Here is a 24841-nt window from a genome sequence, read left to right on the forward strand (position 1 = left end):
CCTTGGGAGCAAGGACGATACGGAGGAGGAAACGGTGAAGCTGTTCGAGGGCGTTCCCTGGTGGGTCAAGTGGATCGCGGTGCCGGTGATCGCGATCGTGGTCTTCGGCGGCATGATCGCCAGCGCGGTCGGCTTCCTGTTCTGGCTGCTGTTCAAGGTGCTGATCTTCGTGGCGCTCGTCGGCGGCCTGGTGTTCGTCGTGAAGAAGGTCACCTCGTCGTCCTCGTCGTCGGACTCCCACGACCGGTGGTGACCCGGCGGGGCCCGGCGACGGACCGGACCCCGCGGGTGCGCGCCGCTCAGTCCTTGAGCGGGACGCGTTCGGGGCGTTGCGGCGCCGAGCCATTGGACGACGGCTCGGCCCCACCGTTCATCTGGGCGAGCAGCTGACGGGCCAGCCCCAGGCCCGTGCCGCCCATGGTGAGCGCCTTGGCGAACATCTCGGACATGCCGTCCGCGCCGTTGAGCAGCACCATGTGGTCGACGTTGCCGAAGGCGGACGCGCCGGCCCGGACGATCTCCGGCCAGTTCTCGGCCAGTTGCTGGGCGACGACCGCCTCCTGGTTCTCCGCCAGCGCGGCGGCCCGCGCCTTGATCGCCTCGGCCTCCGCCAGACCCCTCGCCTTCGCGGACTCGGCCTCCGCCAGACCGCGGGCCTGGGTGGCCGCGGCCTCGGCCTCGCCCGTGGCCCGGGTGGCCGCGGCGCTCGCCAGACCGCTGAGCTTCGTCTGCTCCGCCTGCGCGGCGGCGGCCGACTTCACCCGGTTCGCCTCGGCGATCGCGGCCAGCTCCGTCTCCTTGGCCTTCGCCTCGGCCGCCGAGATCCGCGCGTCGCGCTCGGCCTCGGCCAGTGTCCGCTTCTCGTACGCGGAGGCGTCCGCCGGCTTGCGGACGTCCGCCTGGAGCTGCTGCTCGCGCCGCTGCGCCTCCAGTTCGGCGACCCGGGTCTCCTGCACCACGACCTCCTGCCGGGCCGCGGCCTCGGCGAGCGGACCCGCCTGCTGCGCGGCCGCGGTGGCCTTGTCCCGTTCGGCCATGTAACCGGCCTGCAGGATCTGGCTGTCCCGGGTGGCCTCCGCCATCCGGGCCGCGGCCTGCTGCTCGGCCTCGGTGGCCATCCGGTCCGCCTCCGCCTGCGCGATACGGGCGTCACGGTGGACGGCGGCCGCGTGCGGGGCGGAGAGGTTCTTGATGTAGCCGGTCGGGTCGACGATCTCGTGGATCTGCAACGAGTCGATGATCAGGCCGAGCTTCTCCATCTCCGAGCCCGACGCCGCCCGGGTCTCGGCGGTCAGCCGCTCCCGGTCGCGGATCATCTGCTCCACCGTCAACCCGCCGACGATGGACCGCAGATGACCGGCGAAGACGTTGTGCACCCGCTCGGCCATGAACTTCTGCTGGTCCAGGAAACGCCGCGCGGCGTTGGCGATCGACACGAAGTCGTCGCCGACCTTGAAGATCACCACGCCGTGCACCTTGAGCGGGATGCCCTGCTGCGTGACGCAGTCCACGTTCAGCTCGGCCTCGTTGAGGTCGAGCGACAGCTTCCGCACCACCTGGACACCGGGCATCACCAGCGTTCCGCGACCGGTGACGACGCGGAATCCCATGCCCTCCCCGACCCCGTCGGTACGGTGCTTGGAACCCGAGATGACCAGTGCCTCGTTCGGCTCGGCAACCCGCCACATGAGCCGGAACAGCACGACCACCACAATGAGAGCGACGAGCACCGCGCCCGCCGCGACGCCGATCACCATCGGCATACGCCCCCTTACGATTGGCCCCGATCGGGGCCGCGTACGGGAGTGTGCGCCTGCGCAAGACGCACCGGAAGATCCTGGCGCATCCTTGTCGCGTTCTTGATACGAACGGCTCCGTCCCCGTCAGCCGCCCCGTCGACTGCCCCTTCGGACGCCCCGTCAGCCGTACGCCGGCGCGACGTACACGGTCCGCGGCGGCAGGTACTCGACGACCACCACGACCGTGCCCTTCGCGATGCGCTCCCCCGCGGTCGCCGGGTACGCCAGGAAGGCCTCCGCACCCCCGCGGACCTGCACGATCACCTCGCCGACCAGCTCCGGGCCGACCGTGCCGGTCACCCTCCCCTGAAGCCCGATCACCTCGCCCACCCCCCCCGTACTCGCGCAGCTCAGCGCGCCCGCCGCCGGCGGCGCCCGCCGCCCGTGGGGACAGTGTCCCTCCCCGGGCGGTCCGCCGACACCACCAGCGCGGCCAGCGCGGTCGTCAGGGGCACGGCCACCACCAGCCCGATGCTGCCGACCAGGGTCCGGACGATCTCCTCGGCGACCAGCTCGCTGCCGGCCACCGCCAGCACGCCGCGCTGCGCGACGGAGAAGAGCAGCAGCAGGGGGAGCGCGGCGCCCGCGTACGCCAGCACCAGGGTGTTGACCACCGAGGCGATGTGGTCGCGCCCGATGCGCATCGCCGCCCGGTACAGCTTCCGCGGGCCGGCGCCCGGATCGGCCTCCCGCAGCTCCCACACGGCCGAGGTCTGGGTGACCGTCACGTCGTCCAGGACACCGAGCGAGCCGATGACGATGCCCGCCAGCAGCAGGCCGTGGATCTCGATGCCCGGGTAGAGGTCGTGGATCAGCCCGGTCTCGTCCGAGGTGTTGCCGCTCAGCACCGCCCAGTCGATGAACACCGATCCCAGCAGCGCGATCAGCAGCAGCGAGCAGAGCGTGCCGAGCACGGCCACCGAGGTACGGGCGTTGAGACCGTGGCACATGTAGAGCGCGATCAGCATGATGGCGCTGCCGCCGATGACCGCGACCAGCAGCGGATCGCTGCCGTGCAGGATCGCCGGGAGGATGAACAGCGTCAGCACCGCGAAGCTGATGATCAGCGCCACCAGCGCCAGGATCCCGCGCAGCCGTCCGACCAGGACCACCGCCGCCGCGAAGAGCCCGGCCAGCAGCCACAGCGGCAGCGACCGGTCCACGTCGGCGACCGAGTACTGCAACTCCTTGGGCGCGGCGGGCGCGTAGGTCAGCAGGACCTTCTGCCCCTGCGTGTAGTGCCGGGTCTGGCTCGGCTGCACGATCTCGGTGAAGGTACGGCCGGTGTCCTTGCCGGAGGTGACCTTGATGGTCGCCCGCTCGCAGATCGACGGGGCCGCCGACGGGGCGGGCGAGGGGCCGCCGGACGGCGTCGCGCCGGGCCCGCCCGGGCTGTTCGGCACCGCGTTGACGTCCGCGCACTTGACGTTCTCGACCCGCACCACGCGGCCCGACTGGGTCTGCTGGTCGAACCCGACGCCCGTGCGCTTGTGGGCCGGCACCCCGTTGGGCCAGAGCACCACCAGGCCGACCACCACCGCGGCGACGAACGGGATCAGCACCGCGGCGATGACCTTCCGCAGGTGCCGGGAGACCGGCGGCACGGGCCCGTGGCCATGGCTGTGCCCGTGACCGTGCCCGTGCCCGTGGTCACGACCGTGCCCGTTGCCGTGCTCGGGGGGCTGGGGTTGCGCATGAGGGGAGTCCACGCGCCGATCATCCCAAGGCCCACTGGTGTGCGCCGGAGAAGACCCGCTAGCGTGGTCGCACCTTTGCACACCGCGGGAGCTCGGAGCACCGGGCTGAGAGGGCGCTGAACGGCCGAGGGCCACCAGCTGCGCCGACCGCTGAACCTGTTACCGGGTAATGCCGGCGTAGGGAGTGGGTCTCATGACCATGCGCGATGCGAACGCGCGCGAAATCGGCTGGCACAAGGGCTATGTGACCGGGTCGCGCCCGGACATCGAGGTCCCCGTCCGCCGGGTGCACCTCACCAATGGCCGCGACGTGACGCTGTACGACACCTCCGGTCCGTACACCGACCCCACCGTCACCACCGATGTGCGCCGCGGCCTGGAGCCGCTGCGCGAGAACTGGATCGTCGCCCGCGGCGACACCGACGCGTACCCCGGCCGTCCCGTCCGCCCCGAGGACGACGGCATCAAGCACACCGCACCCCGCGGCGGGCTGCGCAATCTGGACGCCGTCTTCCCCGGCCGCCCGCGCCTGCCCCGGCGCGGACGGGAGGGGCGGGCGGTCACCCAGCTCGCGTACGCCCGGCGCGGCGAGATCACCCCGGAGATGGAGTTCGTCGCGATCCGCGAGGACGTCGCCCCCGAGGTCGTCCGCGAGGAGATCGCGGCGGGCCGGGCGGTGCTGCCGGCGAACGTCAACCACCCGGAGACCGAGCCGATGATCATCGGCAAGCGGTTCCTGGTGAAGGTCAACGCCAACATCGGCAACTCCGCCGTCACCTCCTCCATCGAGGAGGAGGTGGAGAAGATGACCTGGGCCACCCGCTGGGGCGCCGACACGGTGATGGACCTGTCCACCGGCCGCAACATCCACACCACCCGCGAATGGGTGCTGCGCAACTCCCCCGTCCCCATCGGCACCGTCCCCCTCTACCAGGCCCTGGAGAAGGTCGACGGCAGGGCCGAGGAGCTGACCTGGGAGATCTACAAGGACACGGTCGTCGAGCAGGCCGAACAGGGCGTCGACTACATGACCGTCCACGCGGGCGTCCTGCTGCGGTACGTCCCGCTGACCGCCCGCCGCAAGACCGGCATCGTCTCCCGCGGCGGCTCGATCATGGCGGCGTGGTGCCTGGCGCACCACAAGGAGAGCTTCCTCTACGAGAACTTCGAGGAGCTCTGCGAGATCCTCGCCGCCTACGACGTCACGTACTCCCTGGGCGACGGCCTGCGGCCCGGCTCCATCGCCGACGCCAACGACGAGGCCCAGTTCGCCGAACTGCGCACGCTCGGCGAACTCAACACCGTCGCGAAGCGGCACGGCGTGCAGACCATGATCGAGGGGCCTGGGCACGTCCCGATGCACAAGATCGCCGACAACGTGAGACTGCAGCAGGAGATCTGCGAGGAGGCGCCGTTCTACACCCTCGGTCCGCTGACCACCGACATCGCGCCCGCCTACGACCACATCACCTCCGGTATCGGCGCCGCGATGATCGCCTGGTGGGGCACGGCCATGCTCTGCTACGTCACCCCCAAGGAGCACCTCGGCCTGCCTGACCGCGACGACGTCAAGACCGGCGTGATCACCTACAAGATCGCCGCCCACGCCGCCGACCTCGCCAAGGGCCACCCCGGCGCGCAGGACTGGGACGACGCGCTGTCCGACGCCCGCTTCGAGTTCCGCTGGGAGGACCAGTTCAACCTGGCCCTCGACCCGGACACGGCACGGGCCTTCCACGACGAGACGCTGCCGGCAGAGCCGGCGAAGACGGCGCACTTCTGCTCCATGTGCGGCCCGAAGTTCTGCTCGATGAAGATCTCCCAGGACATCCGGAGGCAGCACGGCGGCACGGCCGAGGAGATCGAGGCCGGTATGGCGGGGAAGTCCAGGGAGTTCGCGGCGGCGGGCAACCGGGTGTACCTGCCGATCGCGGAGAGGGGCGGCGGGTCGGCCGGCTGACCCGGCCGCATCAGCGGAGGGGGCCCGCCAGGCGACCAGTCCCGGCGGGCCCGCCTCCGCGAAACCCACCGCGAACGGCTTGCCGCCGTCGTCCGAAGGTCAGTTGGGCGCGTGGTCGGGGCCGCCGTAGTCCGGGCTGGAGAAGTCGGGGCTGGAGAAGTCGGGACTGGTGAACCGGTGCCCGGGTTCCGGGGAGGACTCGGGGCCGGGGCTGGAGAAGTCGGGGCTGGAGTAACCCAGGCGCGGCATGCGGTGGTTGCCGTCGCCGCCCGGGCGGTCCGGAGGGGGCGGGGCGGAGTCGGCGGCCTTGGCCAGGGCCGCGTTCAAGAAGGGCTGGAGGCCGCGTTCCAGCAGGGCCCGGCGCCAGATCTCGCGCGCCGCCGCGATCTCGGGCGGTTCGTCGGGTGGGCGGTCGCTCTCGGCGGTGGGGTCGTTGCGCAGGGCCGTGAGGAGCAGGCCGATCATGCCGACGACGATGCCGCAGGCGGCGACCGCCGCGAAGAGCCAGCCGGCCTGGCGCAGCGGACCGGCGATGTTCGGCTCGGGGTGGCCGAGCGCCAGGGCGTAGCCCAGGACCAGGAAGATCACGGCGGCGGTGCCGGCGAGGACGGGTGTGAGGACGGCGACGATCGCGAACAGCCCGGCGCCCGAGCCGTCGGCGACGCCCGGTGCGGCGGCGGCGTACCCGATGCCGGAGACGGCGGCGACCCGCTGTTCGCGGCGTTGCTCGGACAGCGCCTCGCGGGCCTTGACGTAACTCTCGTACTCCGGGGCCGCGCAGGCGGAGATGGGCGCGGCGGCGCTGAGCGCCATGGTGCGCAACTGCTCGGTGTTGAGCGGGTTCCGGGCGTCCGCGAGGGCGGCCCGGGTGCTCTCCGAGTGCAGAGCCGTGTCGAGGACGCGCTCGAACTCCGGGCGGTCCTCGGTCAGCAGATGTGGAGCGCTGTTCATGTGCATCCCCCGATGCTCCGTCTCCGGTGCCGCCCCGAAGTCCGCGCTGGAGTTCCGGACCGGCTGGGCGGAAGCGGAGGAGAAGCTGCCTACGGATAACCCGATGGTAGAGCGCGGAGGTGACGGGGTGACAGAGTGTTTCCGGAAAATGGGGGTTTCGGGGGCTACAACGGCAGGCGTGCGACCAGGAGTTTGCCGTCCATGGTCACCCCGCCGTCCATCGCCACCGCGAGGTCGTCGGCGTAGACGTGCGGTCCCTCGATGACGGTGGTCCGGTCGGGGGAGTCCGCGGTGTACTCCCCGCCGACCTCGCCGAGCAGGTACGGGATGGGGCTGTGGCCGTGCACGACGCGCCGGCCGCCGTAGGTGTCCAGCAGTTCCCGTGCCGCCTGCGCCCCGGTCTCGCCGCGGAAGGCGAAGCGCCGGGTGAACTTGCGGAACAGCTCCCAGCACTCGTCGGCGTCGCCGCGCTGCAGGATGCCGGTGACCGTGTCGTTCATGGCGTCGATGGTGTCGCCGTACTCCAGGTACGCCGTGGTGTCGGAGTGCAGCAGGAGGTGGCCGTCGGCGAGGGCGGCCGCGTCCAGCCGGGACATCCAGGCGATGTGGTGGTCCTCGAGCCGCTCCATGTCGCTGGTCTGGCCGCCGTTGAGGCGCCAGGCGGCCAGGAAGGTGGCGGTGCCGGCGGCGGAGTTCACGGGTGTGTCACCGAAGCGGTGGGCGCCGTAGAGCAGCAGCTCGTGGTTGCCCATGAGGGCGCGGGTGTAGCCGCCGGCGGCGGCGGCCTCGGCGGACAGCTGCATGACCAGATCGATCACGCCGACGCCGTCCGGGCCGCGGTCGGTGAAGTCGCCGAGGAACCACAGCCGGGCGTTGCCGGCCGCCCAGTGGCCCTCGGAGTCGATCAGCCCGATCGCGTACAGGGCGTCGCAGAGCTCGCCGAGGTAGCCGTGGACGTCGCCGACCACGTAGAGCGGGCCGAGCGGCGGTTCGTCGGCGGCGCTGATGACCGGGAGGTCGCGCTGGGTGGGCGTGTACTCCTCGGGGAGCGGCGCCTCGTCGACGAGCGTGGGCTCGTAGCCGGACTGCGGGCCGGGAGGCGCCGGTGGCGCGCTCTGGGCCGCGGCCTGAGCACCCTGTGGACGCCCGCCGAACCCCGTGCCGAGCATGGGTCCCTGACCTGCCCCCTGAGTCATCGAACCCTCCACCGTCGCGCCGCCATCCGCCCATCATAGGAATGACGATGTCGCGACGTGACACACCTGGTGATAGCGATTTCATCTGGTCCGGACAAAACCCCCCGGGGCGGGCCCATCGTGCCCTGGAGGATACGGCTCCGCATCGGTGGGTCCGGGTGCGCGCCGCGGTGCCCCCGCTCCCCGCCGCTCGCGCGGCTCATCCCCCGGAGGGGCCCCGCGGCGGGTTCACCGTGGTGCGGGGGGAGCGCGGTTGGGAGGAGGTGCGGACGATGAGGTCCGTCGGCATGACCTGCTGCACCGGCCGGCCGTCGTCGACGCCTTCGATGGCGTCGATGAGCAGTTGGACGACCGCGGTGCCGATGCGTCCCGGTTTGAGGGAGAGCGTGGTGATGGGCGGCTCGGTTGCCGCGTAGACCATGCTCTCGCTGCAGCACACCAGCAGCAGGTCCTCCGGGACGCGCAGCCCGTAGCGGCGGGCGGCGGCCAGCAGGTCGGTGCCGTTGGGGTCGAAGAGGCCGTAGACCGCGTCGGGCCGGTCGGGGCGGGCGAGCAGCCGGTCGGCGGCGACGGCCCCGGCGCAGGGGTCGTGGGCCGGGTAGGACTCGACCACCGGTTCCTGCCCGATCCGCTCGCACCAGCTCAGATAGGCGCTGGTGGACAGCCGGGTGTAGGTGTCCGTGCTGGTGCCGGTGAGCAGGCCGATCCGGCGCGCGCCGGACTCGGCGAGATGGTCCAGGATGCCGAGCACGGCGGCCTCGTGGTCGTTGTCGACCCAGGCCTGGACGGGCAGGCTGCCGGCCGGGCGGCCGTCGCTGACCACGGGGATGCCCTGCCGGACCAGTTCGGTGACCATCGGGTCGTGGTCGGAGGGGTCGATCACGACGGTGCCGTCGAGCGCCACGTTGCTCCACACGTCGTGGCGGGACGAGGCGGGCAGGATGACCAGGGCGTAGCCGCGCGCGAGCGCGGCCGAGGTGGCGGCCCTGGCCATCTCGGCGAAGTACGCGAACTCGGTGAAGGTGAAAGGTTCTTCCCCGTAGGTGGTCACGGTCAGCCCGATGAGCCCCGACCGGCCGGTGCGCAGCGTTCGGGCGGCGGCCGAGGGCCGGTAGCCCAGCCGGTCGGCGACCTCACGGACGTGGCGGCGGGTGGCGTCGGGCAGCCGGCCCTTGCCGTTGAGCGCGTCGGAGACAGTGGTGATCGAGACACCGGCCGCGGCGGCCACGTCCCTGATGCCCGCCCGCTCCAGCCGGCGTCCGACGGGCCGGTTCGCCTGGTGGTTCCCTGCTGCTGTCATGGCGTGGTGATAGTAGGGCTCGGGTGGTCCGTTCGCGGGGGGCCCGCGTGGCGCATTGACAGAGACGTTTCTTCGTCCCGCGATCCGGGACGAGGCCTTGAATGCGCAGGTCGCATGAGGTTTCGACCGCTGGTTGCGCGACCGGCCGCCGGAATCCCAGGGGCATGTGCCCCTGGTCGGGAGCCGTATCAACTCACCCCTACGAGGGATGCGCGCCACCGCGCGCGCCACCGGCGCGCATGGCTTTCTCCAGCACGCCGCGGCGGCCGGGCGCCCCTCGGTGCCCGCATGCCTCAGGGCCTCCCCAGAGAGCAGGGCCGCTCATAGGGTGTGGGCATGAACCCCCGACTGCGCCGCGAACTGGACGGTATCCCCACCTACAAGCCGGGTCGACCCCCGGCGGTGGCGGACGGCGTGACGGCTTACAAGCTGTCCTCCAACGAGAATCCCTACCCGCCGCTGCCCGGTGTCCTCGAGGCGGTCACGGCCGCCGCGGGGAGCTTCAACCGCTATCCCGACATGGCCTGCACCGCCCTCCAGTCCGAACTGGCGGACCGGTTCGGCGTTCCCCCCGAGCACATCGCGACCGGCACCGGATCGGTCGGCGTGGCCCAGCAGTTGCTCCAGATCACCTCGGGCCCCGGCGACGAGGTCGTCTACGCCTGGCGGTCCTTCGAGGCGTATCCGATCATCACGCAGATCAGCGGCGCGTCCGCGGTGCCGGTCCCGCTGGACGCCGAGGAGACGCACGACCTCGACGCGATGGCGGACGCGATCACCGACCGCACCCGGCTGGTCTTCGTCTGCAACCCCAACAACCCCACCGGCACCGTGGTCCGCCGCGCCGCGCTGGAGCGCTTCCTGGACCGCGTCCCCTCCGACGTGCTCGTCGTCCTCGACGAGGCGTACAAGGAGTTCATCCGCGACCCCGAGGTGCCCGACGGCGCCGAGGTCTACCGGGACCGGCCCAACGTCGCCGTGCTGCGCACCTTCTCCAAGGCGTACGGCCTGGCCGGCCTGCGTGTCGGCTTCGCGATCGCGCACGAGCCGGTGGCGGTGGCGCTGCGCAAGACCGCCGTCCCCTTCGGCGTCAGCCAGCTCGCCCAGGACGCCGCGGTGGCCTCGCTGCGCGCCGAGGAGGCGCTGATGGACCGGGTGGACGCGCTGGTCGCCGAGCGGGCCCGGGTGTACGAGGGGCTGACCGCGCAGGGCTGGACGGTCCCGGTGACGCAGGCCAACTTCGTGTGGCTGCGGCTGGGGGACCGTACGGCGGACTTCGCGGCGCGGTGCGAGAGCGCGGGGGTCACGGTGCGTCCGTTCGCCGGTGAGGGCGTGCGGATCACGATCGGTGAGACCGGCGCCAACGATGTGCTGCTGCGTACGGCCGAGGCCTTCCGCAAGGAGCTGTAGCCCCCGGCGCTTCCTCCCTTTTGCCCCCTCCCACCCCCCGGTGCGAGGGGGCAAAAGTGTGTACGTCATACTGAGCTTGTGAATGCGTTCACTTTCACAAGCTCATCTAGACAGGAGGCGTGACGTGGACCTGGCACTGGACCCCGTCGTCGTCGCGCGATGGCAATTCGGCATCACGACCGTCTACCACTACCTCTTCGTGCCCCTCACGATCTCCCTCGCCGCCCTGACCGCCGGCCTCCAGACGGCCTGGGTGCGCAGCGGCAAGGAGAAGTACCTCCGGGCGACGAAGTTCTGGGGCAAGCTCTTCCTGATCAACATCGCCATGGGGGTGGCCACCGGCCTGGTCCAGGAGTTCCAGTTCGGCATGAACTGGTCGGACTACTCGCGCTTCGTCGGCGACGTGTTCGGCGCCCCGCTCGCCTTCGAGTCGCTGATCGCCTTCTTCTTCGAGTCCACCTTCATCGGCCTGTGGATCTTCGGCTGGGACAAGCTGCCACAGAAGCTCCACCTGGCCTGCATCTGGCTGGTCTCGCTGGGCACCCTCCTGTCCGCGTACTTCATCCTCGCCGCCAACTCCTGGATGCAGCACCCGGTCGGCTACCGCTACAACAAGGTCACCGGCCGCGCCGAACTCACCGACTTCTGGGCCGTGCTCACTCAGAACACCACGCTCGTGGTGGTCTTCCACACGCTGACCGCGGCCTTCCTGACCGGCGCCGCCTTCATGATCGGCATATCGGCGTACCACCTGGCCCGCCGCAAGCACGTCGCCGTCATGCGCACCTCGCTGCGCCTCGCCCTGGTCACCGCCGTCGTCGCCGGCCTGCTCACCGCGATCAGCGGCGACCGGCTGGGCAAGGTCATGTACCAGCAGCAGCCGATGAAGATGGCCGCCGCCGAGGCCCTGTGGGACGGCCAGTCCCCGGCCCCGTTCTCGATCTTCGCGTACGGCGACGTCGAGAAGGGCCACAACACCGTGGCCGTCGAGGTCCCCGGCCTGCTGTCCTTCCTCGCCCACGACGACTTCAGCTCGTACGTCCCCGGCATCAACGACGTCAACAAGGCCGAGCAGCAGAAGTACGGCCCCGGCGACTACCGGCCCAGCGTCCCGGTCGCCTACTGGGGCTTCCGCTGGATGATCGGCTTCGGCATGACCTCCTTCGCGGTCGGTCTGGCCGGACTCTGGCTCACCCGCCGCAGGTTCTGGCTCGCCGAGGACCGGCGCACCGGCGACGACGAGCCACCGCACCTGATGCTCACCAGGAACACCGCCCTCTCCCCGACGCTGTCCCGCTGGTACTGGCGGATCGGGCTGCTCACCATGGGCTTCCCGCTGATCGCCAACTCCTGGGGCTGGATCTTCACCGAGAACGGCCGCCAGCCGTGGGTCGTGTACGGGCTGCTGCGCACCGAGGACGCGGTCTCCCCCGGCGTCTCCACCGCCGAGATGCTGACCTCGCTGGTCGTCCTCACCGCGCTCTACGCCGTCCTCGCCGTCGTCGAGGTCAAGCTCCTGGTCAAGTACGCCAAGGCCGGGCCGCCCGAGCTCACCGAGGCCGACCTCCATCCCCCCACGAAGATCGGCGGCGACGCCGACGCCGACCGCCCGATGGCCTTCTCGTACTAGGGAGAGACGGCATGCACCTCCACGACGTCTGGTTCGTCATCATCGCCGTCCTGTGGACCGGCTACTTCTTCCTCGAGGGCTTCGACTTCGGCATCGGCGTCCTCACCCGGCTGATCGCCCGTGACCGCCCCGAGCGGCGGGTGCTGATCAACACCATCGGCCCGGTCTGGGACGGCAACGAGGTCTGGCTGATCACCGCCGCCGGTGCCACCTTCGCCGCCTTCCCCGAGTGGTACGCCACCCTCTTCTCCGGCTTCTACCTGCCGCTGCTGGTGATCCTGCTCTGCCTGATCATCCGGGTCGTCGCCTTCGAGTACCGCGCCAAGCGCCCCGACGAGCGCTGGCAGACCACCTGGGAACGGGCCATCTTCTGGACCTCCCTCATCCCCGCGTTCCTGTGGGGCGTGGTCTTCGCCGACATCGTGCACGGTGTGGCGATCGACCGGTCCGGTGACTACACCGGGCAGGTCTGGGACCTGCTCGGTCCGTACGCCCTGCTCGGCGGCCTGGTCACGCTCAGCCTCTTCACCTTCCACGGGGCGGTCTTCGCGGCGCTCAAGACGCTCGGTGACATCCGCGCACGGGCCCGCCGCTTCGCCACCGGCGCCGGTGCGGTCACCGCGCTGCTCGCGGCGGCGTTCCTGGTGTGGACGCGAGGCGACGGCGGGGACGCCGCGAGCCTGGCCACCGCGATCGCGGCCGTCCTGGCGCTGCTCGGGGCGCTCGGCGCGAATCTGCGCGGACGGGAGGGCTGGGCGTTCGCCCTGTCCGGGATCACGGTCGTCGCCGTCGTGGCGACGCTCTTCCTGACGCTCTTCCCGGACGTCATGCCCTCGTCGCTGGACCCGGCGTGGAGCCTGACGGTCGAGAACGCGTCCTCGACCCCCTACACCCTGAAGATCATGACCTGGTGCGCGGGGATCGCGGCACCCCTGGTCGTGCTCTACCAAGGGTGGACGTACTGGGTGTTCCGCAAGCGGATCGGCACCCAGCACATCGCCGAAGCGCACTGAGCGACACGAGGGGCTGTTTCACGTGAAACCCGTCGACCCGCGGCTGCTGCGGTACGCCCGCGCCACCCGCGTCTTCCTCGCCGTCTCCGTCCTGTTGGGCCTCGCCGGTGCGGGGCTGGTCATCGCCCAGGCGATGCTCCTCGCGAAGATCGTGGTCGGCGGGTTCCAGGACGGCCTCGGCACGGGGGAGTTGCGCACCCCGCTGCTGCTGCTCGCCGGGGTCGCGGCCGGCCGCGCGCTGGTCTCCTGGCTCACCGAACGGTGCGCCCACCGGGCCGCGGCGGAGGTGAAGTCCACCCTGCGCACCCGGCTGATCGACCACGCGACCCTCCTCGGCCCTGCACAGCTCACCGACCGCCGGACCGGCGAACTCACCGCCCTCGCCACCCGCGGAATCGACGCCCTCGACGGCTACTTCGCCCGCTACCTGCCGCAACTCGGGCTCGCCGTCGTCGTTCCCGTCGCCGTCCTCGCCCGCATCGTCACCGAGGACTGGGTCTCGGCAGCCGTCATCGCCGGCACCCTGCCCCTCGTCCCGCTGTTCATGGTCCTCATCGGCTGGGCCACCCAGGCCCACATGGACCGACAATGGCAGCTGCTCGCCGGGCTGTCCGGGCACTTCCTCGACGTCGTCGCCGGCCTGCCCACACTCAAGGTCTGCGGCCGTGCCAAGGCGCAGGCGGCGTCGATCCGGGCCGTCACCGCCGACTACCGGCGGGCCACGATGCGGACGCTGCGCATCTCCTTCCTCTCCTCCTTCGCCCTCGAACTGCTCTCCACGCTCTCCGTGGCCCTCGTCGCGGTCGGCGTCGGCATGCGCCTCGTGCACGGTGAACTCGACCTGTACACCGGGCTGGTCATCCTCGTCCTCGCACCCGAGGCCTACCTGCCGCTGCGCCAGGTGGGCACCCACTACCACGCGGCCGCCGAAGGGCTGTCGGCCGCCGACGAGGTCTTCGCCCTGCTGGAGACCCCGGCCCCGCGGCACGGGGACGCCGCCGCCCCCGACCCGCGGACCGCGGCCGTCGAGGCCGAGGGCCTCACCGTGGCAGGCCGCCTCGGTGCGGTGTCCCTGCGGGTCTCCCCCGGTGAGACGGTGGCGATCACCGGGGCCAGCGGCGTCGGCAAGTCCACGCTGCTGAGCGTGCTCCTCGGCTTCACCCGGCCGACCGCCGGACGCGTCCTGGTCGGCGGCACCGACCTCGGCGCCCTCGAACTCGCCGACTGGCACCGCCACATCGCCTGGGTCCCGCAGCGGCCCCACCTCTTCGCCGGCACCATCGCCGACAACGTCCGGCTCGCCCGCCCGGACGCCGACGACGCGCAGGTGCGCGCCGCCCTCGACGACGCGGGCGCCCCCGAACTCGACCCCGCCCGCCGGCTCGGCGAGGCCGGCTCCGGGCTCTCCGCGGGGCAGCGCCAACGGGTCGCGCTCGCGCGGGCGTTCCTCGCCGACCGGCCGATTCTCCTGCTGGACGAGCCCACGGCGGCGCTGGACGGCGGGACCGAGGCCGCCGTGGTCGAAGCGGTCCGGCGGCTCGCCGTCGGCCGCACCGTCCTGCTGGTCGTCCACCGGCCCGCGCTGCTGGCGATCGCGGACCGCGAGGTGCGGCTCGGCGACGGACCGGTGCGCACGGACATCCGGACCTCCGGGGTGGCGGGGTTCTCCCCGCGTCCGCCGGCGCCCGCCGAACCTGCCGACACGGACACGGACACGGACACGGACACCGGCGCCGGCGCGCCCGCCCGTTCCACCGGGACCCGGCCGGGGGAGACCGGCGCGGCGCGGCGCATACGGGCCGCGGCGTCGCCGCTGCGGCCGCGGTTCGTGCTCGCGCTGGTGCTGGCGGCGCTCGCGCTGCTGAGCGCGGCCGGCCTGATGGCGACCTCCGCATGGCTGATCGCGCGGGCCTCGCAACAGCCCCCGGTGCTCTATCTGATGGTCGCGGTGACGGCGACCAGGGCCTTCGGTATCGGACGCGCCGCGTTCCGGTACGCGGAGCGCCTGGTGTCGCACGACGCGACGTTCCGCGCGCTCGCGGACCTGCGGGTGGCCGTCTACCGCCGCCTGGAACGCCTCGCGCCGGCCGGGCTGCGCGACATCCGCCGCGGGGACCTGCTCTCCCGCCTCGTCGCGGACGTGGACTCCCTCCAGGACTACTTCCTGCGCTGGCTGCTGCCCGCCTCCGCGGCCGCGCTCACCGGCGCCGTGGCGGCCGGTTTCACGGCGTGGCTCCTGCCGGAGGCCGGGGCCGCCCTCGCCCTGGGGCTGCTCGCGGCGGGCGTGGCGGTACCGGCACTGTCGTCCGCGCTGTCCCGCAGGGCGGAGCGCGCCCTGGCCCCGGCGCGCGGGGCACTGGCCACGCAGGTGGTCGACGTGCTCACCGGCACGGCCGAGGCGGCCGTCGCCGGGGCGCTGCCCGCACGGCGCGCGAAGGCCGCGGACGCGGACCGGGCGCTGACCCGGATCGCGGCCCGCTCGGCGGCGGGGGCCGCGCTCGGCGCGGGCCTGAGCAGCCTGCTGACCGGGCTGACCGTCGTCGTGTGCGCGTTCGCCGGGGTGCAGGCCACCGCTGCCGGCCGGCTGGACGGCCTGGAGCTCGCGGTGGTCGTGCTCACCCCGCTCGCCGCGTTCGAGGCGGTCGCGGGTCTGCCCCTCGCGGCCCAGCACCGCCGCCGCAGCCTGCGCGCCGCACAGCGCGTCCACGACGTCCTGGACGCCCCCGAGCCCGTACGGGAGCCGGAGCACCCGGCGCGGCCGCCGCGGGCACCGCACCCGGTGGTGCTGCGCGCCCTGACCGCGCGGCACCCCGGGCAGCCGGTGCCCGCCCTCGACGGCGTCGACCTGGAACTGACCGCCGGCCGCCGCCTCGCCGTCGTCGGCCCGTCCGGCGCGGGCAAGACCACCCTGGCCCACGTCCTGCTCCGCTTCCTGGACCCGGAGTCCGGCGCCTACACCCTCGCGGGCACCGACGCGACGACCCTCGACGGCGACGCCGTCCGCCGCATGGTGGGGCTGTGCGCCCAGGACGCGCACGCCTTCGACAGCACGGTCCGGGAGAACCTGCGGATGGCCCGCCCCGGCGCCGCGGACGCCGAGCTGACGGACGCCCTGGCCGCCGCCCGGCTGGACATCGGCCTCGACACCCCCGTGGGGGAGCACGGCACCCGCCTGTCCGGCGGCCAGCGCCAGCGCCTCGCCCTCGCCCGCGCGCTGCTCGCCGGCTTCCCCGTCCTCGTGCTCGACGAGCCCGCCGAGCATCTCGACCTGGCCACCGCCGACGCCCTCACCGCCGATCTGCTGGCCGCGACGGCCGGCCGGACGACCGTCCTGATCACTCACCGCCTCACCGGACTGGCCGAGGTCGACGAGATCGTCGTCCTCGACCGCGGCCGGGTCGTGCAGCGCGGCACCTACGACGAGCTGGCCGTCGCCGAGGGCCCCTTCCGCCGCACGCTGGAGCGCGAACGCGCAGCTGACACGCGGACCGCGGCGCTTCCCGCACCGGCGTGAGGGCCGCTCCCGGCCTACGCTCGCCGTATGGCAGAACGACTCGCCAAGCTGCTCGACGCGGTCGGCTCCGTCACCACGGCACTGCTCGGCAACCCAGGGGCCGGGGCGCTCGACGTCGTCGCGGAGCAGGCCCGTGCGCTGGTGGAGGCCGACGCCGGGCTCGTTCTGCTGCCGACCGCCGAGGCCGGCCTGGAGGTCGTCGCGGCTTCGGCCGACCACCCGGCGGGCCTGGTCGGCACCGTCCTGGAGGGCGACAGCCCGGCCGTCGGGCCCCTGCTGGCGGGGGAGCCGGTCCACATCGAGGACGCGGCCACCGACGACCGCATGGGCGCGACCATCACGCCCCGCTTCGGGCCCAGCATGATGCTGCCGCTGCTGAGCAGCGGGCATGTGATGGGGGCGCTGGCCCTGCCACGGGTGCGCGGCGCCCCGGGCTACACCGAGGACGACCGCATGTTCGCCACGCAGTTCGCCGCGCAGGCCGCACTGGCGCTGCTGCTCGCCGAGGCGCAGCGGGACCGCAACCGGCTGGCGGTGTACGAGGAGCGCGACCGTATTGCCCGCGACCTGCACGACCTGGTCATCCAGCGGCTCTTCGCCACCGGGCTGATGCTCCAGGGCGCCATCCGCAAATCGGTGCCGCCCGAGGCCGAGGCGAGCATCGCGCACGCCGTCGACGAGCTGGACGCCACCATCCAGGAGGTGCGCACCGCGATCTTCGCCCTCCAGCAGGAGCCCGGTGACGACGCCCCGGCGGGACTGCGCGCCCAGGTGCTGCGGGAGACCTCCGTGGTCGCCCGGGGCCTGGGCTTCCCGCCGTCCGTGCGCTTCGTCGGCCCCGTCGACTCACGGGTCGGCGCGCTGAGCGCGCGCAACCTGATCGCCGCGCTGCGGGAGGCGCTGTCGAACGTGCTCCGGCACGCCGGGGCCACCCGGGTCGAGGTGGTCGTGGACGCCACCGCCGTGCTCGGCGACGGGCTGGAGGGGGTCCGGCTCATCGTCTCCGACGACGGGGTCGGCATCCCGGAGACCGGGCGGCGCAGCGGCCTGCGCAATCTGGCCCGGCGGGCCGAGGCGCTGGGCGGCGAGTCCACCTTCGGACCGGGCCCCGACGGCAAGGGCACCACCCTGGCCTGGGAGGCGCCCCTGTGACGGTGGCCTGGGCAGCTCAGCGGCCGCTCAGCGCTTCGAGAGCATCCGCTCGATGACCCGCGCGACGCCGTCGTCCTCGTTGGCGGCGGTGCGGTGCGTGGTGGCCGCCAGCACGTCCGGATGGGCGTTGGCGACGGCGTACGAGGTGCCCGCCCACGACAGCATCCCCAGGTCGTTGGGCATGTCGCCGAACGCGACCACCTCGTCGGCGCTGATCCCGCGGTCGGCGCAGCAGCGGGCCAGCGTGGTCGCCTTGCTGACGCCGGTGCCGCTGATCTCCAGCAGCGCGGAGGGGCTGGAGCGGGTGATCTCCGCGTACTCCCCGGCCGCGGCCAGCGCCGTGCGCAGGAAGACGTCCGGGTCCATCGACGGGTGCTTGGCCAGCAGCTTCAGCACCGGCTGACCGCCTCCGGCCGCCCCGACCAGCTCCTCCACGGGCGCCACGATCGCGTCGGGCACGGGTGAGTACGGCGGGTACTCCGGCTCGTACGCGAAGCCGCCGGTCAGTTCCACGGCGAAGGTCGTACCGGGCACGGTGGTGCGCAGGGCCGTGACCACGGACAGTGCGTCGCGCGCGTCGAGCGGATAGGCCGCGAGCAGCCGCCCCCGGTGCAGGTCGTAGACGGCGGCGCCGTTGGCGCAGATGGCCATGCCGTGGCCGGCGGTGTGCTCGGCGACGACATGCATCCACCGGGCCGGACGTCCGGTGACGAAGAAGACCTCGACACCCGCCGCCTCCGCGTCCGCGAGCGCGGCGATCGTCCGGTCGGAGACGGTCTTGTCGTCGCGCAGCAGCGTGCCGTCCAGATCGGTGGCGATCAGCCGCGGTACGGGGACCGAGAGGAGGGAGTCCGTGGACGGGGGAGGCTGGGTGGCTGAGGTCACCGCCCCATGGTCGCTTATCCGGCCGCGGATGGCTGCAGCCGGGGACCGGGTGCGATCACCGCCACATTCCGCGCCGCGGCATTGTCAGTGGCGGCTGTCACCATCACGGCATGGCACTCATGACGCGTTGTGAGGAACAGCCCGACCGGGAGCCGGTGCTCCTGGCCGATGCCGTGGCGACCGTCCTGGACGGGATCGGCTTCGGCTCCCGCGGGGAGATTCCCGCCCAGGTCCCCGTCCAGGTCCGCGTCGCCGATCCGGCGGCCGGCACCCCCGCCACCTGCGCCCGGTGCGGCTCCGCCGCCGTGTCGCACCGTACGACCGGTGGCCGCCGGGCCGGCCACGCCGACGTCTGCCCGGCGGGGCCACCGCCGGGCGCGCCGGCGGTGCCGCTCGCCCGGTGGCGGCGGCGGGGGACCGGGCACAGCCTCAGCTGAGCTGCGCGGGGGCCTCGGTGGCGATGCGCTCGAAGACCTTCTCGTCGGCCGCGTAGACCGAGTCCGCCACCGGCCAGTGCAGGACGATCTCGGTGATGCCGACCTCCGCGTAGCGGCCTGCGAAGTCCACGAAGGCGTCCAGGGACTCCAGTGGGCGCTCCGCCGTGGACCCGGTGAGCAGCACCCGCTCCAGCTCGCCCGGATCGCGGTCGATCTCCGCGCACGCGATCTCCAGCTTGTCGAACTGCCGGGAGACCACCGTCGGGCAGTCCTCGACCGGCACGTCGGCCGGACCCCTGGGGTCGCCGTACGTCACCCACGCCTGCCCGTAGCGCGCGGTCAGCTGCATCCCGCGCGGCCCCGTGGCCGCCACGGCGAACGGGATCCGCGGCCGCTGCACGCAGCCGGGGATGTTCCGCACCTCTCGCGCCGAGTAGAACTCCCCCTCGTAGTCCGCGACCGGTTCGGTCAGCAGCCGGTCCAGCACCGGCAGGAACTCCCCGAACCGGTCCGCCCGCTCCCGCGGCGTCCACGCCTCCTGGCCCAGCGCCGTGGCGTCGAAGCCGGTCCCGCCGGCGCCGATGCCCAGCGTCAGCCGGCCGTCGCTGACGTCGTCCACGGTGATGAGTTCCTTCGCCAGCGTCACTGGGTGCCGGAAATTGGGCGACGTCACCAGCGTGCCCAGGCGCATCCGCTCCGTTGCCGCGGCCGCCGCCGTCAGCGTCGGCACCGCCCCGTACCAGGGGCCGTCCCGGAAGCTCCGCCACGACAGGTGGTCGTAGGTGTAGCCGGTGTGGAAGCCGAGTTGCTCGGCCCGCCGCCACACCTCCCGTCCCTGCGCGGCCCAACGGTAGATCGGCAGAATCACAGTGCTCAGACGCATGGAACGACCATACGGCCCGGCCTTCGGGCCTCTCCCCGTGTCCACCGGCCGACGCCGCCGGTCGTCCCTGCCGAAGCCGCCGATGGGGGAACGCGGCATCCGTCCGGCCATGCCGCCGCAGCCGTGCACGGCGCGTGCGACCCCGCGCATCCGCCACCGGAAGCCGCGCCGGGGCTTTGGGCACGTCGGGTGGTCCTCGGCGCGGACACCGCCCGAGCGGAGCGGTCGGGAAGGCCACCACGGCCGGCCTCCCGCCCCTCAAGCCGGGCCTTGGGACCGTCGGGAACTAACACCGGTGTCCATGACCCGCAACTCGGGAGATTGTCAGGTGAGCGGGCCTCCGAACGGGGCTGAGGGGGCCCCGCTTGGGCCACCCGGGTGGTGTTGATCCGAATATCGCCACTCTCGAGGTGCGCTTCCGGGCATTTCGTGCTCACTTCCGCATCATCGGACTAGTCGCTCCCCGACTCACGAGGAAGTGAGAGGTCATGGCTGCCAACAATTACGCCAAGGCGTTCTGGAACGCCTTCGTCACGCTCCTTCTCAAGATGATCGCCGGTCTCGGCTTCGCCGTCCCGGCGGGCCGTACCACCGCCGCCGTCGCCCCGCGACCGGAGGCCGCCCCGCTCTCCCTGGTGGAGGCGCTGCTCGCCGAGACCGCCAGGGAGGTGAACGCACCACCCACGGGCGCGGCAGCGGAACGCCGCGAACCCGTCCTTCCGCCCCGGGTGCGGTCGGCCCGCCATCTCGTTCCCGCCGCCCGGCCGCGGCCCCGGCCCGACCGGGCGACACGGCAGGCCACCGCGCACCGCGCCGCCCTCGCCCGCCGTGCGGCCGTCCCGTCGCCGTCGGCCGGCTCGCCAGGATCCACCGCGTCGCACGAGTCGTCCGCCGCGCACGCCCTCGTCCCCCGCATCGCCGAGTGCCTGCGCGAGCTGTCGCTGCCGCCCACGATGAAGCAGCGCATCCGCGCCGAAGCCCACGGCGCCTCCCCGGTGGCACGCAGTGGTTCGCGCCGGGTCCGTGAGAACGCGTCCGGTCAGCCGGCGATGGCCGGTGCCGACGAGAGCTCGGCCAGGACCGCGGCCGAGGCGCACGCCCGCACGGCCGACCGCCGCCGCGACTGGGCCCTGTGCGCGTGAGCGTCGCGTACGCGCTGCCGCGGACCGCGGGACCGGTCGTGTCGCCCGGACCATCCGGGAGAGCCGACAGCCCGCACAGCCCGCACAGCCCCGACAGCCCCGACAGTCCCGTACGGCGCCAAGGGCCGGGCAGGAGAAGCCGGTCAGACCGGCTGACGTGCCACCGCCCGCTGGTAGAGCGTCATGCGGTAGATGCCGGAAACGGTCGCGGAGAGCAGGCCCGTCGCGAGGAACAGCGCGACGACGCAGCCCGCCGTGGCGACCAGGACCGTCACACTGTCCGACTCGACCGCGAGGATGAGTGCGATGATCGCGACGACCACCACCAGGGCGGTTGTCAGGGCCAGGCGTATCCCGCCGGCCACCCAGTTGCCCAGCTCCGACCGGCCCAGTGCCATTGAGCGGCGCAGGCCGGTGAAGAGGCCGGTGCCCTCGACGACGATCACGGGCAGTGCGAAGAAGGTCCACAGCGACCAGGACGTGCCGGCCAGTTCGAAGATCCAGGACACCCCCGCGGTCGACTCCAGGACCCGCAGCACCATCCCCAGACTGCTGCCCAGCAGGCACCACGCCAGCAGCGTCGGCAGTCGCCGCAGTGCCGCCCGCAGCGAGACGCGTACGGCCGGGCGCAGGCCCTGCCCCAGCGCGTGCACGGAGTGCAGCAGCGCCGCGTTGAAGTACGTACTGGTGCAGGACACCAGGAAGAACACCACCAGGAGCGCGATGAACTGCCCCGCGGTGGGCGACTGGTCGAGCCGCGCACGCTCCCAGATGCCCCGCAGCGGCTGAAGCCACGCGATGAGCAGGACGACCCCGAGGGCCCCCGCGCTCAGCACGGGAAAGCACAGCAGCGCCGGTCTGCGGCGCAGCACCCGCAGGACCGCCCCGACGATCCCCCGTTGCCCGCTCCCCGAGCCCGGCGAGCCGGCCGAACCGCCCGCGTTCCCCCGACGTTCCCCGTTCCCGACGCTCTCCACGACCGTCCCGCCCCTCCCGTACGAACTCCCCGCCGGCCGCAATGTATCCGGCGATCCCCCGTCGATCACCCGTCCCCTACGGGAACGTCAGTCCCAAGGACGACGGACAACCGCCCCCGAGACTGACGACGGGTGTGGCTCGCACCACTAGGTTCGTGGTGTGACTGTGATCGCTGCTGAAAGCCTGACGAAGCGGTACCCGAGGGTGACCGCTCTGGACCGGCTCACCGTGGACATCGAATCCGGGGTGACCGGGTTGGTGGGCGCGAACGGAGCCGGCAAGTCGACTCTGATCAAGATCCTGCTGGGGTTGTCGCCGGCCACCGAGGGCCGTGCCGCCGTGCTGGGCATGGACGTGGCGACCCAGGGCGCGGACATCCGTGCCGCGGTGGGGTACATGCCGGAGCACGACTGCCTGCCGCCGGACGTCTCCGCGACGGAGTTCGTCGTGCACATGGCCCGTATGTCCGGGCTGCCGCCGACGGCCGCGCGCGAGCGGACCGCCGACACGCTGCGCCACGTCGGGCTGTACGAGGAGCGCTACCGCCCCATGGGCGGCTATTCGACGGGCATGAAGCAGCGCGTGAAGCTGGCCCAGGCCCTGGTGCACGACCCACGCCTGGTGCTGCTCGACGAGCCGACGAACGGGTTGGACCCCGTCGGCCGCGACGACATGCTCGGGCTGATCCGGCGCGTCCACACCGAGTTCGGCATCTCCGTGCTCGTCACCTCGCATCTGCTCGGTGAACTGGAGCGCACCAGCGACCACATCGTGGTGATCGACGGCGGCCAGCTGCTGCGCGCCTCCTCCACCAGCGACTTCACGCAGGCCACCGCCTCTCTCGCGGTCGAGGTGACCGACCACGAGGAGGAGCTGCTGAGCAAGCTCACCGCCGCGGGGCTGAACGCGCACGCCGACGGCCATCTGCTGCTCGTCGACATAGAGGGCGACGAGACCTACGACACCGTGCGCGACGCCGTCGCCGAACTGGGCTCCGGCCTGGTCCGGATGGAGCAGCGCCGGCACCGCATCGCCGAGATCTTCCGGGGAGGGGACGACCGTGACGCAGCTTGAGGGACGCGGGCCTGCTGCCGGCGGCGCCCAGGACGTCATTCACGACATCGGGTACCGCCACTACGACGGGCCGCGGCTGGGCCGGGCGTACGCCAGGCGCTCGCTGTTCACGCAGAGCCTGCGGGGCGCCTACGGACTGGGCCGTTCGGTCAAGTCCAAGGTGCTGCCGATGACCCTGTTCGCGGTGATGTGCGCGCCCGCCGCGATCATCGTCGCGGTGGCGATCGGCACGAAGATGACCAAGTTGCCGATCGAGTACACCCGGTACGCGATCATCATGCAGGCGGTGATCGGCCTCTTCCTGGCGGCGCAGGCCCCCACGGCGGTCTCGCTGGACCTGCGCTTCAAGACGACGCCGCTGTACTTCTCCCGCCCGATCGAGGCGGTCGACTACGTCGCGGCGAAGTTCGCGGCGCTCACCTCGGCGCTGTTCATCCTCACCGCGACGCCGGTGCTGATCCTCTACATCGGCGCGCTGCTGGCGAAGTTCGACTTCTCCGACCAGACCTCGGGCTTCGCCAAGGCCCTGCTGGCCGAGCTGCTGCTGTCGATGCTCTACGCGGGCGTCGGCCTGGTGATCGCGGCGCTCACCCCGCGCCGCGGCTTCGGCGTCGCGGCGATCATCGCCGCGTTCACGCTCCCGTACGGCGCGGTCAGCAGCGTCCAGGCGGTCGCCTCCGTCCAGGGCGACAAGGACGTGGTCGGCTGGCTGGGCCTGTTCTCGCCGATCACGCTGATCGACGGGGCGCAGACCTGGGTGCTGGGCGCGTCGTCCTCCTTCGTCGACGCCGCGGGCCCGCCGAACGCGGCGGCCGGAATGGCCTACGTGGTTGTCCTGCTCGTCGCGATCGCCGGCTCCTTCGGCCTGCTGATGCGCCGCTACCGAAAGGCCGTTCTGTCGTGACCACCTTGTCCATCGACCATGTGTCCCGCTGGTTCGGCAACGTCGTCGCCGTCAACGACGTGACGATGACCATCGGCCCCGGCGTCACCGGTCTGCTCGGCCCCAACGGCGCCGGCAAGTCCACGCTGATCAACATGATGGGCGGCTTCCTGGCCCCCTCGGTCGGCAGCGTGACCCTCGACGGCACGGTGATCTGGCGCAACGAGCAGGTGTACCGGCACATCGGCATCGTCCCCGAGCGGGAGGCGATGTACGACTTCCTGACCGCCCGTGAGTTCGTGGTGGCCAACGCGGAACTGCACGGCCTGCCCGACCCGGGCGCGGCGGCCCAGCGGGCGCTGGCCACCGTCGAGATGGAGTTCGCCCAGGACCGCAAGATCGCCACCTACAGCAAGGGCATGCGGCAGCGCGCGAAGATGGCCTCCGCGCTGGTGCACGAGCCGTCGGTGCTGCTGCTGGACGAGCCGTTCAACGGCATGGACCCGCGCCAGCGGCTCCAGCTGATGGACCTGCTGCGGCGGATGGGCGACGAGGGCCGCACGGTGCTGTTCTCCTCGCACATCCTGGAGGAGGTCGAGCAGCTGGCGAGCCACATCGAGGTGGTCGTGGCCGGCCGGCACGCCGCGTCCGGCGACTTCCGCAAGATCCGCCGTCTGATGACCGACCGGCCGCACCGCTACCTGGTGCGTTCCAGTGACGACCGGGCGCTGGCCGCCGCGCTGATCGCGGACGGCTCCACGGCCGCCATCGAACTGGACTGGCACGAGCGGGCGCTGCGGATCCAGGCGATCGACTTCGCCGGTTTCACCGAACTGCTGCCGCGGGTCGCCCGCGAGCGCGGCATCCGGCTCTACACGGTCTCGCCGTCCGACGAGTCCCTGGAGAGCGTGTTCTCCTATCTGGTCACGGCATAGGG

20 protein-coding genes, 1 pseudogene and 1 riboswitch are annotated in these 24841 nt (G+C 72.4%); of the genes and pseudogenes, 12 read left to right on the forward strand and 9 right to left on the reverse strand.

Going from position 1 to position 24841, the window contains the following annotated elements:
• Positions 1-34 precede the first annotated feature (34 nt).
• Complete coding sequence (locus PV364_RS29215; protein ID WP_319663393.1) at positions 35-253, forward strand: DUF5326 family protein; 219 nt, start codon at positions 35-37, stop codon at positions 251-253.
• Positions 254-299: 46 nt separating this feature from the next.
• On the opposite strand, the gene PV364_RS29220 is transcribed toward PV364_RS29215, so the two are convergent.
• The 3 genes from PV364_RS29220 to PV364_RS29230 all read right to left on the reverse strand — a co-directional run bounded on the left by PV364_RS29220 (position 300) and on the right by PV364_RS29230 (position 3508).
• A complete protein-coding gene (locus tag PV364_RS29220; RefSeq protein WP_319663394.1) occupies positions 300-1763 on the reverse strand; it encodes an SPFH domain-containing protein in 1464 nt (487 codons plus the stop codon).
• A 156-nt stretch (positions 1764-1919) separates the two neighbouring features.
• Positions 1920-2120, reverse strand: a complete 201-nt coding sequence (locus PV364_RS29225; RefSeq protein ID WP_319663396.1) for a hypothetical protein — start codon at positions 2118-2120, stop codon at positions 1920-1922.
• A gap of 29 nt (positions 2121-2149) precedes the next feature.
• Positions 2150-3508 (reverse strand): YibE/F family protein, encoded by a 1359-nt coding sequence (locus PV364_RS29230; protein ID WP_319663397.1) that lies wholly within the window; start codon positions 3506-3508, stop codon positions 2150-2152.
• Positions 3509-3570: 62 nt separating this feature from the next.
• Positions 3571-3698, forward strand: a riboswitch (TPP riboswitch).
• Between PV364_RS29230 and thiC the strand changes: the two genes are divergently transcribed.
• Positions 3690-5456, forward strand: a complete 1767-nt coding sequence (thiC, locus tag PV364_RS29235; RefSeq protein ID WP_319663399.1) for a phosphomethylpyrimidine synthase ThiC — start codon at positions 3690-3692, stop codon at positions 5454-5456. Its footprint overlaps the riboswitch before it by 9 nt.
• Positions 5457-5555: 99 nt before the next feature.
• Here the strand turns inward: thiC and PV364_RS29240 are convergent, their stop codons facing one another.
• The 3 genes from PV364_RS29240 to PV364_RS29250 all read right to left on the reverse strand — a co-directional run bounded on the left by PV364_RS29240 (position 5556) and on the right by PV364_RS29250 (position 8903).
• A complete protein-coding gene (locus PV364_RS29240) occupies positions 5556-6413 on the reverse strand; it encodes a hypothetical protein (RefSeq protein ID WP_319663400.1) in 858 nt (285 codons plus the stop codon).
• Between the two features lie 158 nt (positions 6414-6571).
• Complete coding sequence (locus PV364_RS29245) at positions 6572-7576, reverse strand: metallophosphoesterase (RefSeq protein ID WP_319663401.1); 1005 nt, start codon at positions 7574-7576, stop codon at positions 6572-6574.
• Positions 7577-7802: 226 nt separating this feature from the next.
• The gene (locus tag PV364_RS29250; protein ID WP_319663402.1) at positions 7803-8903 is read right to left on the reverse strand and encodes a LacI family DNA-binding transcriptional regulator; all 1101 of its coding nucleotides are present in this window, start codon (positions 8901-8903) and stop codon (positions 7803-7805) included.
• 336 nt (positions 8904-9239) lie between these two features.
• On the opposite strand from PV364_RS29250, the gene hisC reads away from it, so the two are divergent.
• The 5 genes and pseudogenes from hisC to PV364_RS29275 all read left to right on the forward strand — a co-directional run.
• A complete protein-coding gene (gene hisC / locus PV364_RS29255; protein ID WP_319663403.1) occupies positions 9240-10313 on the forward strand; it encodes a histidinol-phosphate transaminase in 1074 nt (357 codons plus the stop codon).
• Between the two features lie 124 nt (positions 10314-10437).
• A complete protein-coding gene (locus tag PV364_RS29260) occupies positions 10438-11943 on the forward strand; it encodes a cytochrome ubiquinol oxidase subunit I (protein WP_319663404.1) in 1506 nt (501 codons plus the stop codon).
• Positions 11944-11954: 11 nt separating this feature from the next.
• Entirely contained in the window at positions 11955-12956 is a 1002-nt protein-coding gene (cydB, locus tag PV364_RS29265) for a cytochrome d ubiquinol oxidase subunit II (protein WP_319663406.1), read from the forward strand.
• A 22-nt stretch (positions 12957-12978) separates the two neighbouring features.
• Positions 12979-16470, forward strand: coding sequence for a thiol reductant ABC exporter subunit CydD (gene cydD, locus PV364_RS29270; protein WP_319663407.1), 3492 nt, complete (start codon positions 12979-12981; stop codon positions 16468-16470).
• Between the two features lie 51 nt (positions 16471-16521).
• A pseudogene (locus PV364_RS29275) lies at positions 16522-17622 on the forward strand (GAF domain-containing sensor histidine kinase); the annotation flags it as partial.
• A gap of 27 nt (positions 17623-17649) precedes the next feature.
• Here the strand turns inward: PV364_RS29275 and PV364_RS29280 are convergent.
• Positions 17650-18507: an HAD family hydrolase gene (locus PV364_RS29280; RefSeq protein ID WP_319663408.1), complete on the reverse strand. Its 858-nt coding sequence runs from the start codon at positions 18505-18507 to the stop codon at positions 17650-17652.
• Between the two features lie 110 nt (positions 18508-18617).
• Between PV364_RS29280 and PV364_RS29285 the strand changes: the two genes are divergently transcribed.
• On the forward strand, positions 18618-18944 hold the full coding sequence (locus tag PV364_RS29285) for a hypothetical protein (protein ID WP_319663410.1): 327 nt from the start codon (positions 18618-18620) through the stop codon (positions 18942-18944).
• Here the strand turns inward: PV364_RS29285 and PV364_RS29290 are convergent.
• Positions 18937-19827: an LLM class flavin-dependent oxidoreductase gene (locus PV364_RS29290; protein ID WP_319663411.1), complete on the reverse strand. Its 891-nt coding sequence runs from the start codon at positions 19825-19827 to the stop codon at positions 18937-18939. The two genes, PV364_RS29285 and PV364_RS29290, sit on opposite strands and share 8 nt — an antisense overlap.
• Before the next feature lie 488 nt (positions 19828-20315).
• Between PV364_RS29290 and PV364_RS29295 the strand changes: the two genes are divergently transcribed.
• Positions 20316-20969, forward strand: a complete 654-nt coding sequence (locus tag PV364_RS29295; protein WP_319663412.1) for a DUF6344 domain-containing protein — start codon at positions 20316-20318, stop codon at positions 20967-20969.
• A gap of 143 nt (positions 20970-21112) precedes the next feature.
• On the opposite strand, the gene PV364_RS29300 is transcribed toward PV364_RS29295, so the two are convergent.
• Positions 21113-21946 (reverse strand): DUF6159 family protein, encoded by an 834-nt coding sequence (locus tag PV364_RS29300; RefSeq protein ID WP_319663413.1) that lies wholly within the window; start codon positions 21944-21946, stop codon positions 21113-21115.
• A gap of 160 nt (positions 21947-22106) precedes the next feature.
• On the opposite strand from PV364_RS29300, the gene PV364_RS29305 reads away from it, so the two are divergent.
• The 3 genes from PV364_RS29305 to PV364_RS29315 are packed head-to-tail and all read left to right on the forward strand — an operon-like array spanning position 22107 to position 24839.
• Positions 22107-23021 carry an ABC transporter ATP-binding protein gene (locus PV364_RS29305; protein WP_319663414.1) on the forward strand — a complete coding sequence of 305 codons (915 nt, stop codon included), beginning with the start codon at positions 22107-22109 and terminating at the stop codon, positions 23019-23021.
• A complete protein-coding gene (locus PV364_RS29310) occupies positions 23008-23925 on the forward strand; it encodes an ABC transporter permease (protein WP_319663415.1) in 918 nt (305 codons plus the stop codon). Before PV364_RS29305 ends, PV364_RS29310 begins: the two co-directional genes overlap by 14 nt.
• Positions 23922-24839 carry an ABC transporter ATP-binding protein gene (locus PV364_RS29315; RefSeq protein ID WP_319663416.1) on the forward strand — a complete coding sequence of 306 codons (918 nt, stop codon included), beginning with the start codon at positions 23922-23924 and terminating at the stop codon, positions 24837-24839. Before PV364_RS29310 ends, PV364_RS29315 begins: the two co-directional genes overlap by 4 nt.
• Positions 24840-24841: the final 2 nt, after the last annotated feature.

The sequence above is a fragment of the Streptomyces sp. MI02-7b genome, from assembly GCF_033793585.1.
Lineage (GTDB): Bacteria > Actinomycetota > Actinomycetes > Streptomycetales > Streptomycetaceae > Actinacidiphila.

Excerpts from the sequence above, each read along its gene's own strand:
- PV364_RS29295 (WP_319663412.1), top strand. The coding sequence starts at position 20,316 with ATGGCTGCCAACAATTACGCCAAGGCGTTCTGGAACGCCTTCGTCACG.
- thiC (WP_319663399.1), top strand. The coding sequence starts at position 3,690 with ATGACCATGCGCGATGCGAACGCGCGCGAAATCGGCTGGCACAAGGGC.
- cydB (WP_319663406.1), top strand. The coding sequence starts at position 11,955 with ATGCACCTCCACGACGTCTGGTTCGTCATCATCGCCGTCCTGTGGACC.
- PV364_RS29290 (WP_319663411.1), bottom strand. The coding sequence starts at position 19,827 with ATGCGTCTGAGCACTGTGATTCTGCCGATCTACCGTTGGGCCGCGCAG.
- PV364_RS29220 (WP_319663394.1), bottom strand. The coding sequence starts at position 1,763 with ATGCCGATGGTGATCGGCGTCGCGGCGGGCGCGGTGCTCGTCGCTCTC.
- PV364_RS29245 (WP_319663401.1), bottom strand. The coding sequence starts at position 7,576 with ATGCTCGGCACGGGGTTCGGCGGGCGTCCACAGGGTGCTCAGGCCGCG.
- PV364_RS29285 (WP_319663410.1), top strand. The coding sequence starts at position 18,618 with ATGGCACTCATGACGCGTTGTGAGGAACAGCCCGACCGGGAGCCGGTG.
- PV364_RS29250 (WP_319663402.1), bottom strand. The coding sequence starts at position 8,903 with ATGACAGCAGCAGGGAACCACCAGGCGAACCGGCCCGTCGGACGCCGG.
- PV364_RS29240 (WP_319663400.1), bottom strand. The coding sequence starts at position 6,413 with ATGCACATGAACAGCGCTCCACATCTGCTGACCGAGGACCGCCCGGAG.
- hisC (WP_319663403.1), top strand. The coding sequence starts at position 9,240 with ATGAACCCCCGACTGCGCCGCGAACTGGACGGTATCCCCACCTACAAG.